At 66.7% G+C, this 17,309-nt stretch carries 20 protein-coding genes and 2 pseudogenes; 14 read left to right on the top strand and 8 right to left on the bottom strand.

The genetic code is table 11. The features are described 5' to 3' along the window. Positions 1–449: 449 nt before the first annotated feature. On the bottom strand, positions 450–1,646 hold the full coding sequence (locus C486_RS08080; RefSeq protein ID WP_049910296.1) for a DHH family phosphoesterase: 1,197 nt from the start codon (positions 1,644–1,646) through the stop codon (positions 450–452). A 170-nt stretch (positions 1,647–1,816) separates the two neighbouring features. Beyond that, positions 1,817–2,284 (bottom strand): universal stress protein, encoded by a 468-nt coding sequence (locus tag C486_RS08075; RefSeq protein WP_008454979.1) that lies wholly within the window; start codon positions 2,282–2,284, stop codon positions 1,817–1,819. A 116-nt stretch (positions 2,285–2,400) separates the two neighbouring features. Here C486_RS08075 and C486_RS08070 point away from each other — a divergent pair, with 116 nt between their 5' ends. Next, positions 2,401–2,859 carry a universal stress protein gene (locus C486_RS08070; protein WP_008454977.1) on the top strand — a complete coding sequence of 153 codons (459 nt, stop codon included), beginning with the start codon at positions 2,401–2,403 and terminating at the stop codon, positions 2,857–2,859. A 21-nt stretch (positions 2,860–2,880) separates the two neighbouring features. Here the strand turns inward: C486_RS08070 and C486_RS08065 are convergent, their stop codons facing one another. Further along, positions 2,881–3,477, bottom strand: a complete 597-nt coding sequence (locus tag C486_RS08065; RefSeq protein ID WP_008454975.1) for a GNAT family N-acetyltransferase — start codon at positions 3,475–3,477, stop codon at positions 2,881–2,883. Between the two features lie 2 nt (positions 3,478–3,479). Continuing rightward, the gene (locus C486_RS08060; protein WP_008454973.1) at positions 3,480–3,851 is read right to left on the bottom strand and encodes a universal stress protein; all 372 of its coding nucleotides are present in this window, start codon (positions 3,849–3,851) and stop codon (positions 3,480–3,482) included. 147 nt (positions 3,852–3,998) lie between these two features. Between C486_RS08060 and C486_RS08055 the strand changes: the two genes are divergently transcribed. The 4 genes from C486_RS08055 (at position 3,999) to C486_RS08040 (ending at position 7,203) form a co-directional block, all read left to right on the top strand. Continuing rightward, on the top strand, positions 3,999–5,414 hold the full coding sequence (locus tag C486_RS08055; RefSeq protein ID WP_008454971.1) for an ATP-binding protein: 1,416 nt from the start codon (positions 3,999–4,001) through the stop codon (positions 5,412–5,414). 101 nt (positions 5,415–5,515) lie between these two features. After that, positions 5,516–5,911: a DUF2237 family protein gene (locus tag C486_RS08050; RefSeq protein ID WP_008454969.1), complete on the top strand. Its 396-nt coding sequence runs from the start codon at positions 5,516–5,518 to the stop codon at positions 5,909–5,911. A gap of 56 nt (positions 5,912–5,967) precedes the next feature. Beyond that, the gene (locus C486_RS08045; RefSeq protein WP_008454968.1) at positions 5,968–6,297 is read left to right on the top strand and encodes a hypothetical protein; all 330 of its coding nucleotides are present in this window, start codon (positions 5,968–5,970) and stop codon (positions 6,295–6,297) included. A gap of 81 nt (positions 6,298–6,378) precedes the next feature. After that, a complete protein-coding gene (locus C486_RS08040) occupies positions 6,379–7,203 on the top strand; it encodes an MBL fold metallo-hydrolase (RefSeq protein WP_008454966.1) in 825 nt (274 codons plus the stop codon). 34 nt (positions 7,204–7,237) lie between these two features. Here C486_RS08040 and C486_RS08035 read toward each other — a convergent pair whose 3' ends face one another. After that, positions 7,238–8,236, bottom strand: a complete 999-nt coding sequence (locus tag C486_RS08035; RefSeq protein WP_049910295.1) for a DUF5787 family protein — start codon at positions 8,234–8,236, stop codon at positions 7,238–7,240. Between the two features lie 320 nt (positions 8,237–8,556). Here C486_RS08035 and C486_RS08030 point away from each other — a divergent pair, with 320 nt between their 5' ends. The 5 genes from C486_RS08030 to C486_RS08010 are packed head-to-tail and all read left to right on the top strand — an operon-like array spanning position 8,557 to position 11,531. Next, on the top strand, positions 8,557–9,789 hold the full coding sequence (locus C486_RS08030; protein WP_008454962.1) for a translation initiation factor IF-2 subunit gamma: 1,233 nt from the start codon (positions 8,557–8,559) through the stop codon (positions 9,787–9,789). 4 nt (positions 9,790–9,793) lie between these two features. Beyond that, positions 9,794–10,186 carry a PIN domain-containing protein gene (locus tag C486_RS08025; protein WP_008454960.1) on the top strand — a complete coding sequence of 131 codons (393 nt, stop codon included), beginning with the start codon at positions 9,794–9,796 and terminating at the stop codon, positions 10,184–10,186. Continuing rightward, complete coding sequence (locus C486_RS08020) at positions 10,187–10,756, top strand: DNA-directed RNA polymerase (RefSeq protein ID WP_007110506.1); 570 nt, start codon at positions 10,187–10,189, stop codon at positions 10,754–10,756. Between the two features lie 2 nt (positions 10,757–10,758). Further along, positions 10,759–10,956, top strand: coding sequence for a transcription elongation factor subunit Spt4 (gene spt4 / locus C486_RS08015; protein WP_006185929.1), 198 nt, complete (start codon positions 10,759–10,761; stop codon positions 10,954–10,956). A 5-nt stretch (positions 10,957–10,961) separates the two neighbouring features. Next, entirely contained in the window at positions 10,962–11,531 is a 570-nt protein-coding gene (locus C486_RS08010; protein ID WP_008454956.1) for a GTP-dependent dephospho-CoA kinase family protein, read from the top strand. 1 nt (position 11,532) lies between these two features. On the opposite strand, the gene C486_RS08005 is transcribed toward C486_RS08010, so the two are convergent. Then, a complete protein-coding gene (locus C486_RS08005; protein WP_008454955.1) occupies positions 11,533–12,924 on the bottom strand; it encodes a cryptochrome/photolyase family protein in 1,392 nt (463 codons plus the stop codon). A gap of 191 nt (positions 12,925–13,115) precedes the next feature. Between C486_RS08005 and C486_RS08000 the strand changes: the two genes are divergently transcribed. Then, on the top strand, positions 13,116–13,475 hold the full coding sequence (locus tag C486_RS08000) for a hypothetical protein (protein WP_008454954.1): 360 nt from the start codon (positions 13,116–13,118) through the stop codon (positions 13,473–13,475). Positions 13,476–13,499: 24 nt separating this feature from the next. Here the strand turns inward: C486_RS08000 and C486_RS22650 are convergent. Continuing rightward, a pseudogene (locus C486_RS22650) lies at positions 13,500–13,692 on the bottom strand (fumarylacetoacetate hydrolase family protein); the annotation flags it as partial. 123 nt (positions 13,693–13,815) lie between these two features. Here C486_RS22650 and C486_RS07995 point away from each other — a divergent pair. Next, positions 13,816–14,901: a geranylgeranyl reductase family protein gene (locus tag C486_RS07995; RefSeq protein ID WP_008454953.1), complete on the top strand. Its 1,086-nt coding sequence runs from the start codon at positions 13,816–13,818 to the stop codon at positions 14,899–14,901. Here C486_RS07995 and C486_RS07990 read toward each other — a convergent pair. Further along, the gene (locus C486_RS07990) at positions 14,890–15,468 is read right to left on the bottom strand and encodes a hypothetical protein (protein WP_008454952.1); all 579 of its coding nucleotides are present in this window, start codon (positions 15,466–15,468) and stop codon (positions 14,890–14,892) included. The two genes, C486_RS07995 and C486_RS07990, sit on opposite strands and share 12 nt — an antisense overlap. A gap of 108 nt (positions 15,469–15,576) precedes the next feature. On the opposite strand from C486_RS07990, the gene C486_RS07985 reads away from it, so the two are divergent. Then, entirely contained in the window at positions 15,577–17,007 is a 1,431-nt protein-coding gene (locus C486_RS07985; RefSeq protein WP_008454951.1) for an MATE family efflux transporter, read from the top strand. Positions 17,008–17,085: 78 nt separating this feature from the next. Beyond that, a pseudogene (locus C486_RS22790) lies at positions 17,086–17,295 on the top strand (dodecin family protein). Positions 17,296–17,309 lie beyond the last annotated feature (14 nt).

The following is a 17,309-nucleotide window of genomic DNA, read 5'->3' as shown; positions in this document are numbered from 1 at the left end:
AGAAGTGAACAAGTTTGTGAGTAGTAGGGATAATGAGCAGGTCTGCGAGCATCTTTGGACAAGAAACTCAACGCCCTGTTCACTTCTCACACTGACTCAACTAGACAGTGCCAGTGATTTATTCTCGTCGGTACTACTAAGACAGAACTGCACGGAGTTCCGCAAGAGAAGGGAAGTGCTATTCGAAGGCCCTCAGATTGAGAGCAGGGTCTTCTGACGTACCGTTTTTTGATGGTGACCAAACCCACATGCCAGCCTAGCTACTCAGGCTGTCACGTGCTACCATGCTGTATCGGCTTCATTGGTAAGATGTAGCGATTTGTGTAAGTGGTTCGGCGTCAGCCGAACCGAGCGACCATCCAGTACTGGTACCTCTTCCAATTACTATCGGAGTCACCATGGTCTGGAGATTAAACACCTATCGAACCCCTCAAACGAGGAGGTTTAATCTAGCAGTATCCCTCATCAGTTGAATTCGCATCTTCTGCGAGAACATCACGGAACGCATCCAGAATGACCCGTTTCGTCACGGCCCCCCGCGTCGTCCAGTGGTTCGCGTAGTCGAGCATGTCGTCGTAGATGTCGGGCTTGCAGCCCGCGGCTTTGGGGTGGCCACCGCCGTTGACCTTGCCCGCGACCTCGTGACAGCGTTCGAACTCGTCGGTCCCGCGAATGGAGGCCGAGCCGGCGGGCTTGACGATGATCGAAGCGTCGGCACCCTGTTCGCGCATCGCTTCAGCGACCTCGTTTTGCGAACAACGGCCGTAGGTGATCCCGACCGTGTAGCCGCCGATTTCGCGGAGTTCGGCGCGGCCAACGGCCTGATCGATGAGCGCCTCCTTCTCGACGCGGCGCTCGGCAATATACTCCTCGACCCACGCGGGGAGGTCAACGCCGTACTCGCGGACGACTTCGACGTACTCCGCGGGATCGGTCCAGTAGGCGTAATCCGCGAGGTCGTCGCTGCGCGGGTCCTCGCGCAGCCAGAGGTCGTGGTCCCGGGTCACGGCGGCCAGTTCCTCGTACATCGGCCCGAACTCGTACTCGAGCGAGCGGGCGACCACGTCGGCGCTACACTCCTCGTCGGAGTCGCCGATCACGAGGTCGACCCCGGCATCCCGGACCGCCCGTGCGACGTCGTCGCCCCACTGGTGGTGGTCGTACCACGCGAGCCGATCGGCGATCTCGAGCGCGGCCGTGAGTTCCTCCGCGACGTACTCGTACCGATCGGGCGCGAGGTCGCACACGAAGATATCGATCCCGTCGTCGCCGTACTCGGCGACGCGAGCCAGCGCGTCCTCCACGTCATGAGGACTCGCAGGGAGCAACGCGACGCCGTTGGGCGTCGGCTCGGGCTCCTCGAGCGGTGCGCCGGCGGGGTCCGTCGTGTCGCCGTCGTCATCGATCTCGTCCGACTCCGGAACGTTCTGGATGTCGTCGTAGGCCTCTCGAATGAGCGCGACACAGGCCAGCCCGTCGGCGTCTGGATCGGCGATGACCGCGGTTTCGGCTCCCTCGAGTGCGGCCTCGGTCCGTTGGTCCGCGAGGTCGTCCTCGAGCGTATCGGGCAGGAAGAAACCGGTCCCCGGCAGGACGGACTTCCGCGAGAGCGACAGATCGTCACTTCGAATGAGTTCGTCGTACATGCTGCGTACTGAGAGACCGCCCGGGAAGTAATCGCCGGTCTCGCGGTTCGTCGGTCGGTCGCTGCGCCGCGGCGTCGTGCGACGCCGCCGCCCGAGCTCGGACACGCGTCCCGGACGCGCTCGGCGATCGTCACCGCCGGTCGGCGAGCGCGGTCGTCTGGGACGGGCCGTCAGGCGACGCTCGCGTCCCCCTCATCCCCATCGTCGTCGCCCGCAGGCGCGAGTTGCCGCACCGTTAGTACGGGGACCGGCGAGGTGCGAACGATCCGTTCGGCGACGCTGCCGAGCAGGAGACGGTTCTCGCCGTGGCGACCGCGGGTGCCGGTCGCGACCACGTCGGCGTCGACCTCGCGGGCGTAGTCGCAGATCTCGACGGCGGGCCGCCCCTCGCGGACAGCCGTCATTACGTCTCTATCCGCCCGCTCCTCGACAGTCGTGAGCGCGGCGTCGGCTGTCGTCTCGAGAGCAGTGCGGAGTTCGTCCCGGAGCTGCTGGGGTGAGGCGTCGACCTCGCTGGCGTCGATCACCGAGAGCGCGTGGACCTCGGCGTCGAACCGGTCGGCGAGATCGAGCGCGATGTCGACGGCCCGTTTCACGCTGTCGGACCCGTCGGTGGCGACCACGACCGTATCGAACATACGTAGCGGTTACGCTCGCGGTTGCTTAAATACCCCCGTTCGACGGGGCCGCGGCAGCCGACTCGGTCCCGGAACGGTGGGATGGCTTTTTTGTGACGGGCCGCCCACTGCCGCGTATGGACGCCAGCGAGCCGTTTACCGTCGACACCGTTCTTGCACCGGTCGACGGGAGCGACGAGTCAGCCACCGCCGTCGAATACGCCGTCGCCGTTGCCGACCGCTATGACGCCTCCGTCCACGCGCTGTTCGTCCTCGGACGCGGCGTCGTCCGGGGATTAGACGCCGGCACGGTCGACGAAACCGCCGTCGCGGAGAACACACAGGAGTTTTTGGATGATATCGGCGACATCGCCGCTGACGCGGACGTGGCGCTTACGACCTCCGTCGACGAAGGCTTCTCGCAAACACGAAAGACGCGGCACCCGGGCAACGTCGTGCTCGACACCGCCGACGACATCGACGCCGACTTCATCGTTCTCCCCCGGGAACCGGTTACCGAAACCGAGGCCGAGGTCCTCGAGAAGGCCGCCGAGTACGTCCTCTCCTACGCGAGCCAACCGGTCCTCTCGATCTAACCGTCTGGGCGTCCGACGCGGTCAGCCGCCGTCGGTCACACCGCTGCCGTCGCCCGCGAGGCGGATCGCCATCTCCTGTTCGAAGCTCTCGGTGCCGGTCGACTCGAACCCGACCCGCTCGTAGAGCGTGATCGCCGGGTTGTTCCAGCGTTCGACTGTCAACCACACCCGCTCGATGCCGCCGTCGCTCGCATGGCCCAGGAGGTTCTTCAGCAGAACCGTCCCGATTCCGGCCCGCTGGTAGGCCTGCAGGACGAAGATCGCGAGTTCCCACTCGATGTCGGACGCGTGGTCGATCGCGGACGGATCGTCGGTGTCGGGAACGAGCATCGCGTGGGCGATCGCGTCCCCGTCGTGGCGGGCGACGACGTTGACGCTGTCGTCACCGATCGTCTCGAGCCAGGTTCGGATCCGCTCCTCGCCGGTCGGCGGGATCCCCTGTGCACGGTCGGTCGGATCGAACTCGGTGTACATCCCGACGACGTCGTCGAGCGTCTCGCCGGTGAACGACTCGGCTGCCCGTACCTCGATCGACCGTCCGTCCCGATCCTCGACCGTCGTCGGGGGCGAGGGGAAGGGGCCGGACGGTTCGTCGGGATACTGACGCGTCCCGGCCATCGTTATCGCACCAGTTTGACCGTTGTCGGCGCGTTCAGCAGGACGAACTCGGTAATCGGGCCGAGCTGAATCTTCCCCATCGGGCTCAGGGTTCCGCCGCCGATGACCAGCTGATCGTAGTCCCCCTGCTCGGCGTAGTTGACCAGCGCGCTTCCGGGGTCGCCGTCGAGTTTCTCCACCTCGACGTCGGTGATGTCAGCCTCCTCGAGTTCGTCGACCGCCTGTCGGTACATCTCGTCCTGTGAGCGTTTCGACTCGGGTTTCTCGACGACGACGATCGTCAACTCGTCACCGACCTCGCGCGTTCGCTCGATGGTTCGCCGGAGCGTCTTCACCGACTCGTCGCTACCGCCGAGACCCAGCAACACGTTCATACGGGTGATTGTGAGCCCGTACACGAAAACGGTTGTGCCGCTGGCCGGGGCCGATACGCCACTCGCACGGTCGCCGGGGATGGAACCCCCTCACATACGTTGCACGGGACGACGCTGTTAAGAACGTGTAGTGACTACGTTCACCGAATGAGTGATGCAGCGCTCGATGTCGTGGAGTTCCTGCTCACGACGAGCGTGTATTCGGACGACCGGACGCTAGACGAGAACGACCTCCCGCCGTCGTTCCGACGGGTCTACTGGACCGGGGGCGTCGGCGACGAGGACGGGAGCGACACCGAGGGCGGTACCGGATCCACTCGAAAACCCGCCGGCATCGACCGCCCGCTATCGGTCACGACCACCACCGCCCGCGAGGCGACCGGCGTCGACCGCCCGTGGGAGGCGGTCTCCGAACTGATGTTCACCGAGCGCGACGAGTTCTCCGGGACGATCACCCTCGCCCAGCAGGGGATGGCCGAGGAGTGGTTCGCCGAGCGCGTCGACGCGGACCGATTGCTCGAGAACCCGACGCTGGCGAAACACTTCGAGCGCCACGACGACTACGAGTTCGACGTCACTCACGAGGCGGCTCGCGAGCGCAACCGGCCGATTCAGGCCGACCGCGTCTGGATCGACGGCCTCCTCAACGAGTACTTCGACGAGGAGGACGACGAGGAGATGTTAGACCTCGTGGAGGTTCGTGCGCCCGAAGAGGTCGACATGTCCCTCGACGACCTCGTGCTCACCGAGGATCAGCAGAACGAACTCGACAAGATCTCGAAGGCGATCGAACACCGGGATTATCTCGCCGATATCGGGCTGCGAGAGATCGGGAAACTGCTGTTCGTCGGGCCGCCGGGAACCGGGAAGACGTCCACTGCGCAGGCGCTGGCACAGGACATGGATCTGCCGTTCGTCGAGGTCAAACTCTCGATGATCACGAGCCAGTATCTGGGTGAAACGGCGAAAAACGTCGACAAGACGTTCGAGGTCGCGAAGCGACTGTCGCCCTGTATTCTCTTCATCGACGAGTTCGACTTCGTCGCCAAGACCCGCCGCAGCGACGAACACGCCGCGCTCAAGCGCGCGGTCAACACCCTCCTCAAGAGCATCGACAACATCTCGCTCATCGACGACGACGTCTTGCTCATCGGCGCGACCAACCACCCCGACCAGTTAGACGACGCCGCCTGGCGACGCTTCGACGAGATCATCAACTTCCCCAAGCCCGATTCGGGCATGCGGGCCGACATTCTCGGCCTCATTACCCGAACGATGGACATCGACGAGTTCGACCCGCATCTCATCGCCGAGGTCACGGAGGGGCTGACCGGCAGCGACCTCCGGATGGTCTTGCGGGAGGCCGTCCTCGAGGCGCTGACCGAGGACCGAACGACGCTGACACAGGAGGACCTCCTGAACGCCGTCGAGGAGTTCGAGGAACGGGACACGTTGAAGAACATGGACATGATGGAGGGCGACCACGACGCGCTCGTCGCCGGCGGCGACATCGACAAGGCCAGCGACGGTGGCCACTCCCACGATCACGACCACGATCACTGACGATCGATCCCATTTCGCCCGGGCAGCGACGCGAGGATGGCACGGCTGTTCGCCGGCGATCCGACGCCACGCTTTTGCACCCGTCCGCCGTTACGGGGCACATGCCCGACGACCGGAACGTATACGGGACCGAACTCGAGCCCTGCTGTACCGACCCAATGACGGGCTTTCTGCGGGACGGGTGCTGTCGCCGGGTCGAATCCGATCGTGGCCGCCACGAACTCTGTGCCGTGATGACCGAGGAGTTTCTCCGCTTTAGCCGCGCGCAGGGCAACGACCTGCTCACGCCGAAGCCGGCGTTCGAGTTTCCGGGGCTCGAACCCGGGGATCGCTGGTGTCTCTGTCTCGCACGGTGGTTGGAAGCCGAAGCGGCCGATTGTGCGCCGCCGGTCGTGCTCGAGGCGACCCACGAGGCGGTCCTGCGCGATGTCGATCCGGACCTCCTTCGCGACCACGAGTACGACGCCGGCGATGACGCCGATCCCGGGACGGTGTAGGGACCGCCCCGTCCTACGGGGAATACCATTTATGCGACGGCTGTCAATCACCCCCTATGAGCGATGACCCACCACAGGGGGACGCCGCGGACGCGTTCGCGGCCCGGGCACGGGCCGACTACGGCGAGTCGATCCGCGAACTCGTCGTCTTCGGCGATGCCGTCCGGGGTGACGACCGCGGCGTCCACACGTCCGTGGAGGTACTGCTGGTCCTCGAGGAGGCCGACGAGGAGAGCGAACGACAACTCGAGGCCCTCGCCGAGACCGTCGGGCTGGAGCACGGCGTCGTCTTCTCGGTCCACGTCCTCCCGGCCGATCGGTTCGACTCGCAGTCGGACCACCCGTTCATCCGAACGGCGCTCGAGGACGGGCGATCGTATGTGTAGGGTGTGGCGAGCCGTGGGGTCGGGCTCCCGGCGCTCGCTCGCGTCCCGTCCCGCGACCGCACCCGGAGGGGCGACGTAACGATGCGCGTGACGCTGCTCGGAACCGGCGACACGACGGGGACGCCGACCGTCGGCTGCGACTGTGACACCTGTACCGCCGCACGCGAGCGCGGCGTCGAGCGCACCCGATTCTCGGTCCACGTCGAGAACGAGCGGACCGACGAGTCGCTGCTGATCGACTTCAGTCCCGATTTCCGGTACCAGTTCCTCCGCGACGAGGTTCCGCTGCCCGACGCCGCCGTCATCACGCATATCCATTTCGACCACCTCGACGGCCTGGGCAACGTCTTCCGCGTGCTGGACGACCTCGCGGTCTACGCGGCTGACGAGACCGATCCCGAGACGGGCGCGAGCGTCGCCGAGACGGTTCGCGACGACTATCACTACCTCGATCGCGTTACCGTCGTGCCGACGACACCCCTGGAAACCGAGCGGATCTGCGGGCTCGACGTGACGCTGGTACCGGTCGAGCATCCGCCGCTGGTCTGTTACGGACTCGCCGTCGAAGATCCGGAGACGGGCGCGAAACTGTCGATTACCGGCGATACGAGCTACGCGGTTCCCGAGGAATCCCGCGCAGTGTTGGCCGGTCCGGACCTCCTGCTGGCCGACGCGATCGTCCCGGCGAGCCTCTGTGACCATCACCCCCTCGGCGGCCGCCACGAGGACGCCACCGGTGTCGCGCGGACGTTCGGCACGAAACACATGACTCGAGAGGGAGCCCTCGCACTGGCCGCGGAACTGGACGCCGAGCGGACGCGGTTGGTCCATCTGGCCCACTTCTATCCCGCCGCGGAGGCGTTCGAGGAGCCGCTGGCGATCGACGGCGAGCAGTACGTCCTGTGACCGCGGCCGTCTGTCGACGCCGCGGCCGCGAGCGTCAGCCGAACCGATCCAGCCCCGACTGCCGTCGACGCTTTCCGCTCGGCTCGGCCTCCCACGACGTTCGCCGATCTCGTTCGGCCTCGAGATCGACGGCGGTCGCCGACGCCGCCTCGTAGCCCGGACACGCGCTCCCACACTCCGATCCAGCGTTGATCACGCGGTCGTTCCACTCGCAGTACGGTAGCGTCGCGCCGCTCGCGTCGTCCGGACGGCAGGCCACACAGTCGGGGAAGTCGTACGTTCGCCAGCCCTTTCCATAGGCCCGTTCGGCGAGCCGGCGGCGGGCCCGCGCCTTCGCGGCGGGCGAGACGGGCGCGATCTCCGTCCGACCGGGATGGGACTCGAGGGGCTCGATCCCGGGTTCGGCGACCGCTAACGGCGTCGGCTCGCGGAGCACCTCGATCTCGAGCGAGCGACCCGCGTCCGCCCCGTCGCGGTGGAGCCGCCAGACGCCGACCGCCTCGGGGAGCCGGTGTAGGTGGGCACGGGTCACGTAGCTCTCGGTCGCGAGCACGACCTCGTCGACCAGCGCGAGGCTCACGTCCGTCCGTAGCTGGGCCTCGAGATCCCCCGGGCGGCCGAGATCGGGCTTGTTCTCGATCCCGACGATGCGGTCGTACCAATCGGGGTAGCGAGCGACCTGACGGACGTACTCGCGGCTGCTGGCCGCGCTGGCGCTGTGGTCGCGTTCGAAGAAGCCGATCTCGAGCGCCCGCTCCGTGGCGCTGCGAGCGCGCTCGGGATGGCAGTCGAAAGCGTCCTTCCAGTAGCGCGCCTGCCCGGTGCCGACGGCCGACTCGATGGCGGCGTCCGGGATCGTCTCGCTCGTGATCGCGACGCGGTCTTCGAATTCGGGTCCGGGGTCGACACAGACGATATCGAGGATCCGCCCACCGGGTTCGGCGACGCCGCCGCCGAGCTGACGAGCGACGAGTCCGTCGCCGTGCTCCTCGAGGCGGGCGCACAGTTCGAGTTCGAAGGCGAACTCCGACACGGTCACAGGGAGTGTGGGCACGGAAATAAGTCGTCGGATTCGGCGGGCTCGAGCCGGTCGGCGGGCCACGACGCCGAGCACGGCGATGGAGTTCGGTCGTGACGCTGCGCCTGCATTTACAGTCCCCGCTCGAGGGCCTCGGACCGTCGACCGTCTCCGTGTGGAGATTGGGGCACTACGTGGGACCGCCGAAACCGACCCGTGAAAAGCGCCCGTCCTGACGGGAGCTGTCATCATACTGGCTCGTCCGAGCCAAGCGATAGCTCGCAACCTTTATCAGTCGCACAGCGGAATCACTACGCAAGATTACTCATCGTCTTATGGTAGGAAATCGACAACCGGAGGTGAACATCGGGCTCGTCGGTCACGTCGACCACGGCAAGACGACGCTGGTGCAAGCGCTCAGCGGCTCGTGGACGGACCAACACAGCGAAGAGATGAAACGCGGGATCTCGATCAGGCTCGGCTACGCCGACGCCACGTTCCGTCACTGCGAGGGACTGGACGAACCCGAGTGTTACACCGTCGAGGAGGAGTGTGCGGACGGCACGCCGAGTGAGCCGCTCCGGACCGTTTCGTTCGTCGACGCCCCGGGGCACGAAACCCTGATGGCGACGATGCTGTCGGGCGCGTCGCTGATGGACGGTGCCGTGTTGGTGGTCAGCGCCAACGAACCCGTCCCACAGCCCCAGACCGAAGAGCACCTGATGGCGCTCGACATCATCGGGATCGACAACATCGTCATCGCACAGAACAAGGTGGACCTCGTCGACAGCGAGACCGCGCGGAACAACTACGAGCAGATCAAGGAGTTCGTCGAGGGGACCGTCGCGGAAGACGCCCCGATCGTCCCCGTCTCCGCTGGCCAGGAGGTCAACCTCGACCTGCTCATGCAGGCAATCGAAGAGGAGATTCCCACACCGGATCGGGATCCCGACGCTGACCCCCGGATGCACGTCGCCCGGAGTTTCGACATCAACAAACCCGGGACGACCGCGACAGACCTCTCTGGCGGCGTCCTCGGCGGCAGCCTCGTGCAAGGCGAACTCGAGGTCGGCGACGATATCGAGATCCGACCCGGCCGCGAAGTCGAGGAAGGCGGCAAGACCGAGTACGTCCCGATCGAGACGACCATCCGATCGCTGCAGGCCGGCGGCGAAGCCGCCGATACTGTTACGCCGGGCGGGCTGCTCGGCGTCGGGACCGGCCTCGACCCCTCGCTGACCAAAGGTGACGCGCTTGCCGGTCGGATGGCCGGCCCGCCGGGCTCGCTCCCGCCGACGTGGAACGAGTTCACCATGGATGTCGACCTCCTCGAGCGGGTCGTCGGCGCGGAAAGCGGCCAGACGGTCGACGAGATCAGCACGGGCGAACCGCTGATGATGACCGTCGGGACGGCGACGACCGTCGGCTCGGTTACCAGCGCTCGCGAGGGCGAATGCGAGGTCGCGCTCAAGCGCCCCGTCGCGGCCGATCCGGGGACGAAAATCGCGATCAACCGCCGTATCGGCGCGCGCTGGCGGCTGATCGGCCTGGGAACGCTCACGGATTGAGGCGATGAGCACGCCGACGCGGGTCGCCATCGACACGAGCGCGCTCATGATGCCGGTCGAACTTGACGTACGGCTGTTCGAGGAACTCGAGCGGCTTCTGGACTCGTTCGAGCCGACGATTCCGCAGGCGGTCCTCGAGGAACTCCGGCGGCTCTCGGAGACGGGCGGCCAGGAGGGGACGGCCGCGACCGTCGGCCACGACCTGGCGACCGAACGCTGTCTCGTCGTCGACACGGAGGCATCGTACGCCGATGACGCGCTGGTCGAACTCGCCCGCGAGGGGACCGTCGACTACGTCGTCACGAACGACCGCCCGCTGCGCGACCGAGTGCTCGAAGCGAGCAGACCGGTAATTGCATTACGCGGGAGAAACAAGTTAGCGATCACTCAACCATAGATGTACAAACGGGTTAGACTGAAGGACACAGTGGAAGTACCGCCGGAAGAGCTCGGCGACGTTTCGCCGGATCGAGTCAAACGACTGCTCCAGGACAAACTCGAGGGGCGGATGGACGAGGAGGTCGGCAGCGTCGTCTCCGTCACCGAGGTCCACGATATCGGTGAAGGAACGGTGTTGCCGAACCGTCCGGGCGTCTATTACGAGGCCGAGTTCGACGCCGTCACCTTCGATCCGCAGATGCAGGAGGTCGTCGACGGCACCGTCGTCGAAGTCGTCGAGTTCGGTGCCTTCGTCGGGATCGGCCCCGTCGACGGATTGCTGCACGTCTCGCAGATCAGCGACGAGTATCTCGCCTTCGACGGCGAGAACCAGCAACTCGCCTCGAACGAATCCGCCCGCTCGCTCGGCGTCGAGGACGCCGTCCGGGCCCGCATCGTCACCAAGAGCATCGACGAGCGCAACCCCCGCGACTCGAAGATCGGGCTCACCGCGAAACAGCCCGGGCTCGGCAAGCACGGCTGGCTCGAGGACGAACGCGAAAAACGCGAAGCGGCCGCAGGTGAATAACCATGGCATCCGACCGTCTCGTCTGTCGCGAGTGTCACCGGGTCAACGAACCGGACAACGAGACCTGTGACGCCTGCAACTCCTCGTCGCTGACCGAAGACTGGGCGGGCTACGTCATCATCGCCCACCCTGAAGAGAGTCAGATCGCGACGGAGATGCAGATCACCGAACCGGGCGCGTACGCCCTGAAGGTTCGCTGACTCGCGTGACCCGCGACGACGAAGCGCCGACGCTCACCGCCGACGAACAGCTCCTGGTTTTGCCCGACGACCTCCGCCACGAACTCAAAGAGCCGATGGGCCCGATCGAGACCGACGCCGAACGGCTCCTCGAGACCGTCGACGGGCCGGTCATCGCCATCGGCGATGTCGTCACCTACCACCTCCTGCAGGCGGGCCACCGCCCCGCCGTCGCGCTCGTCGACGGCCGGACGAAACGCACCGCGGTCGACGAGGAGATCCGCGATGCGGTCACCGAAGGCGCGAGCATCGAGGTCCGGAACCCGCCGGCCGAACTCGGCGCGCCGGTCGTCCGGGCGCTCCGGCGCGCGCTCGCGGCCGACGACCCGACCACGATTCTGGTCGACGGCGAGGAGGACCTCGTTGCGCTACCGGCGATCGTCGCCGCGCCCGAGAATGCGAGCGTCGTCTACGGCCAGCCCGACAAGGGGATGGTCCATGTGACTGTCACCGACGACCACCGCGCCGAGATGCGCGACCTGCTCGAGCGGTTCGAAGGCGACACCGAGCGGTTCTGGGAGTTGCTCGAGGGATAAGTCAGCCGTCGTCTCGGTTTCCGAGTGCCCGTTCGAAGACCCGCTGGGCTCGCTCGTACGCGGCGGTTCTGTCGACGATCGGTGCCGGATAGTCGGGCGCGAGCGCCGTCCGGCGCTCGGCCGGCAGCGTCGGCCACTCGATGATCGCCTCGGCGGGCACGTCGGCCAGTTCGGGGACGTACTCGCGGACGAACGCCCCGGTGTCGTCGTACTTGGCGGCCTGTGCAACGGGATCGAAGATCCGAACGTCGACCGAGTCGGTCCCCGTCGAGGCGATCCACTGCCAGTTCCCGGGGTTGACCGCGGGATCGTGATCGACCAGCCGCTCGCGGAAGTGTGTCGCACCGCGTCGCCAGTCGAGCAGGAGGTGTTTCGTCAGGAAGCTCGCGACGACCTGTCGCGGTCGGTTGTGGATGTATCCTTCCCGCTCGAGTTGGCGCATCCCAGCGTCGACGAGTGGGTACCCGGTCTCGCCGCGTTTCCAGGCACGGAAGTCGGCCTCGTCGTTCCGCCACGTGATCTCGTTCGGGAACTGCTTGTAGTTCTCCGTCGCCAGATCAGGGGTGTGGGCGAGCAGGTGATAATACTGCTCGCGCCACGTGAGCTCGAACGCGTACTTGTCGACGTTTCGTCGCTCGTCGCCGTCGACGCCGTCCCGGATGTCGGTGACGGTCGCCCAAACCTCGCGGATCCCGATCGCGCCGGCGGCCAGAGAGGGCGAGAGCCGGGAGACGGCCTCGAGCGGGCGCTCGACCGCGGCCGCGAGATCGTCCCGGGTGTCGGCGTAGCTCCGCAGTCCGGCGTCCCGGAAAGATGCGAGGCGCTCGCGGGCGGCGTCGGTCCCCGCCTCCGGGAGGTCGATGTCGGTTTCGGCGACCGGGATCGGTTCGTCGGTGGTGATGTCGGCGAGCGCGTCCGGGGCGGGCTCGGGTGCCGGGGCCGGCTTCGGCCGCTCCTGCCAGTCCGCGTGAAACTGGCTGTGGGTCGGGTACGAGGGCTCGATCGTTCGCGGGTCGACCAAGACCGTATCGACGTGGGTCTCGAGGGCAGCCTCGAGCGCAGCGTCGACGGTGGCCGTTCGGTCCCGCCGCACGGGAGCGTAACACTCGGTGGTGACGACGCGGTCGATGTCGTACTCGTTGCAGAGGTCGGCGAGGACGTCAGGTGCCGTCCCCGACCGCACGAGGAGGTCGCTCCCGAGGTCGCGATACCGTGCTCGGAGCGCCCGGACGGTCCGATCGACGAACGCGCGCTTGCGTGCCCCGAGTCGATCGGTGACCGTGGGATCGAACACGTAGACTGGAAGGACGGGTCCGTCCGCGGCAGCGACCGCAGCGGCCAGGCCCCGATTGTCGGCCGTCCGCCGATCGCGCCGGTGCCAGTACAGGAGCATGGTCGCGCTAGCGACCCGACGGTATAATGTCCTTGGCCCCGGTGGCCGGAGCTTCAGGCTCGAAAATCGTGATTTCTATACGATCGCTCGAGAGCGCGGGATGCGACGGTCGCCGGGATCGGGAAGCCTCGATACGGCAACTCAGACCGGCAGTGGGATACATTTTTGTCAACCGAGCAACGATCCCCTCCGTGAACAGGGCGCTTCCCGCCGGGTTCGGCGTCGGACTGGTCGCCGGCGGCACCCTCCGTCTCGCGTTCGGGTCGAACTGGTTTCTGGTCGCTGCCGTCGTCGCGCTGTACGCCGGTTGGGGGTATTTCGCCGTCGCGTATCGTCGGCTGCTCGTCTCCGAGTTCCCCGCCTTCGATCGATCGACGGATCGACTCGGCTACGGGATCGGTCTATTCGGCCTCAGTATCGGTCCCGTCGCTATTAGCCAGCAGTTCACGACGGGCGACGTGAGCCTCCAGTTCCTTGTCGCCTACCTCGGTGTCGTCGGTTTTCTGCTCACGTCGAGCAGAGTGGCCGCCGATCTCGTCGACGGCCGGTAAACGCCACGGGCAGGACGGGTATGTGACCACAGTGTGCTCGAGCGTGCCGCTCCTCCTCGATCTCGAGTGCGATGGAATCCTCGTCCTCGAGCTACTGGCCCAGCTCGAGACCACAGCCCTCGCCGATGGTACCGCTGCCGATGACGTCGCCGTGGTGGAGCGTCTCGGACTGGGATACGTGTTCGATGATGTTGGCGAAGGAGTGGTTCAGCTCGTCGCCAGCCGACCGGCCGGACGGTCGTCGGCATCGGGCCGCGACCCGAATGCCGTTCGGCTGGCGACCGACGCCGACGAGCACATCTCGAGAACCTATTTACCGTCCGCCGTGAACGTGCCGAGCATGTACGATTTCCTCGTCGTCGGCGTCGGCCCGCCGGGCGCGCGCTTCGCCCGACGAGCCGCCGAGGCGGGTTACGACGTCCTCGCGCTCGAGAAGGGACGGGTCGGCGAGCCGTTGGCCTGCTCGGGCCACGTGAGTACGGACATCTGGGAGTTCACGGGCGACGGCGCTCGCGAGGAGCTGTTTCAAAACGAGATCTACGGCGCACGGTTCCACGTCGGCGGCCCCACCAGCGACGCCTACCCGTTCTACAAGACGGACGTCGCGTCGAACGTCATCGACCGCGTGGGGTTGGATCGCCATCTCGCCGCACTGGCCCGCGAAGCGGGTGCGGACGTTCGCGAGGCACATACGGTCACGTCGGTCACCGAACACCACGACCGCGTCGCGGTCGTCGCCAGCGGACCCGACGGCACCCGCGAATTCGAGGCGAAAATGCTCGCGGGCTGTGACGGCCCGCGCTCGAGGGTCCGGGACGAACTCGACCTCCCCCAGCCCGAGGAGTTGCTTCACGGGGTGCTCGCCTTTTCAGAGGAGGACGACCACCAGGACTTCGTCGATGTCCATCTCACGCCGCCGACCTTTTTCGCGTGGCGAATCCCCCGCGGCGAGGCCGGCGTCGAGTACGGGCTGGCGGCCCCGCCGGGGGTGCAGGTCACTAAGCATTTCGAGGATCTGATCGACGGCTACGAGATCGATGTCGCCCACCGCTGCTCGGGAGCCATCCCGATCGGTCCGCCCGACCGCGTGACGACCCGCCGGGCCTTCCTCATCGGCGACGCGGCCGCCCAGACCAAGCCCTTCACCGGCGGCGGCATTCTCTACGGTATGACCAGCGCCGACCACGCCGCCCGCGAGATCAATCCCGAGCGACCGGCCACGCTCGCAGCCTACGAGCGCGCTTGGCGCGCCGACCTCGAGCGCGAACAGGCACTCGGCCGCTGGATTCGGCGGGCGTACTCGTTGCCCGAACCCGTCCAGCGGCTCGGGCTGAGGGCGCTGTCGGGCGAAATCGGCGTCCACATGGATCGGCCGACGTCGCTCGTCTCCCTCGAGCACCTCAAGACGATACTCTCACGTCGCTGAGCCGCGGCCGTGTACTAGTCCCATGACGACCGTCCCGACCCCGAAACTGCTGATCAGAAACCCGGCCAGGGTCCCGAGGGTGGGAACGGCACCGACGGCCGTGGAAACGGCGACCGCGACGCCCAGCGCCGGCAGCCAGTCGTCGGCGACGAGGCGGCCGATCGCCAGATAGCCGGGCACGCTGACGACCACTGCCACGAGAAGCGACGCGACGACCGCGAGAACGACGAGGAACCGTTCGGTTATCGTCATCGCGATCAGCAGCGCCAGGCCGATGACGCCGCTCACGAGTGGACATCCGTATAGAAGCGCGGTGAGTGGACTCTCGAGCGCCCGGTCCGTCCGCCGTCGCGTTGCTGCCGGTGCGGTCGCGATCAGGAGGCCACCGATCCCGAGCGTGAGCAGCCCAGCGATGGCCGACTGGACGTACCACGGGGAGCCGGCGACCGCATCGATGACGGTTTCGATGTCGTCGAGGTCGTGCAGTGCGAGCGGCACCGGTGTCCCGTGTCTCGTGGTCGGCGGCGTCATCGCTACGACGTGGCCGGCGGCGAAGGGCGGACGCATACGTTTGCTACCTCACATCGAAGCAGAATAAGTGTAGACGCTATTCCATATTTGTGGGCAGTCCGGCGAACGACAGACGGAAGGGGCCCCTGCCGCAACGGGAGAGGGATGACTGGGCGGCGCAGGACCGCGGTCGAGTTCGTCGCACGCACGCTCGATCGCTGCGGGATCATCGATGCCGAGCGGTTTCGCCCGACGATGGAGTTGGCGTGGCCTCGGATCGTCACCGGCTTCGCGATCATGTCCAAGCAGACGGCCGATCTCGCCATGGTCGGCCTCGCCGTCGGGACGACGGGGACCGCGGGGTTAGCGTTCGCGCTTGGCTACTGGCAGATCGTGACGCTGCTGGGGCTCGGTCTCGCGGGGGGCACCGTGACGCTCGTTTCGCAGCACTACGGCGGCGAGGAAACTGCCCGCGCATCGCTGGCGGTCAATCAGAGCGTCCTGTTCGCGATCGCCTTCTCGCTCCCGCTCGTGGGCGTCTTTCTCGCCGTCCCCGACACGCTGATCGGCCTGCTCGGTGCGGGGCCGGCCGCGCTCCGTCACGGGAGCGTCTATCTCGTCTACGTCGCGCCGGCCGTGGTCTTCGAACTCCTCAATCTCATCGCCAGTCGAACGTATACGGGCGTCGGCGACACGTTCACCGAAATGGTCGCCCGCGCCGGCGGGGCGATCCTCAATATCGTCCTCAGCGGTGCACTCATCTTCGGGTTCGGACTCGGCGCTGCGGGCGCGGCGATCGGGACGACACTCGCGAGCGGATTCGTGACGCTCGTCCTCGCGTGGGGGATGGTCGGCCGGTCGTACGGCCGGCTCGGGATGGAGCCCAGTCCCGTCCCGATCGCTCGAGGCGGCCCCTGGTTCGAGCCGACGCTGCTCCGCCATCTGATCGAGATTTCGCTGCCGGAGATCGGCCGCCGGCTCGCACAGGGTGCGATCGTGTTCCCGCTGCTCTGGATCGCCGCCTCGTTCGGCCCCGTCGTCGTCACGGCCCTCGAGGTCGGCCGGCGGATTCGGGCCCTGATCAACAGCATCAACTGGGGGCTGTCGCTCGCCTCGAGTTCGCTCGTCGGGCAACACCTCGGTGCCGGCGAGGAAACCGAGGCGGGAGCCTACGGCGCGGGAATCATTCGGCTCGCAGCGGTGATCTACACTGCGGTGACCGTCCTGGTCGTGCTCTTCGCGCGGCCGATCGCGGAGCTGTTCGTCACCGACCCGGCGGCGGTCGCACAGGCCGCCGTCTTCGTCGCCGTCGGCGCGCTCAGTTCGATCGGCTACGGCATCGACGGGGCCGCTGCGGGGGCGCTACTGGGAGCCGGCGACACTCGCTGGCCGTTCGTTGCCGCCCTGCTCGGTCGCTACGCCTTCGCGCTCCCGGCGGCCGCGCTCGGACTCGTCACGCCGCTTGGCATCGGCGGGCTCTATCTGGCGCTTTTCCTCGAGACCGCGGTCCCGGGCGGGATCAACTACTGGCTGTTCCGGATCGGCCGCTGGAAGGTGGTGAGTCGCCGGTACCGGCCGTCGTCTGGATCCGGCTAACGTTCATCGGGTGGGGTACCCCGTGCCGGCATGCCCCCGGCCAAGGACTATGTTCGTCGGCGGCGTCCGTCCCCGCGCATCACGAGCGAAACCGCCAAAGTCATCAAACTGGTCGGCACCTCGACCGACTCGTGGGAGGACGCCGCACAGTCCGCGCTCGACGACGCGGACGAGACGCTCGAGGGAATCACCGGGATCGAAATCGAGTCCTAGACGGCCGACGTACAGGACGGCCGGATTCAGGAGTACACGACGACGATTCACGTCTCGTTCGGACTCCAGCGGTAGGCGCTCGAGACGGA

The organism is Natrinema gari JCM 14663, from assembly GCF_000337175.1.
In the GTDB taxonomy this organism is placed as follows: domain Archaea; phylum Halobacteriota; class Halobacteria; order Halobacteriales; family Natrialbaceae; genus Natrinema; species Natrinema gari.
This window is presented reverse-complemented; position numbering and strand designations above follow the sequence as displayed.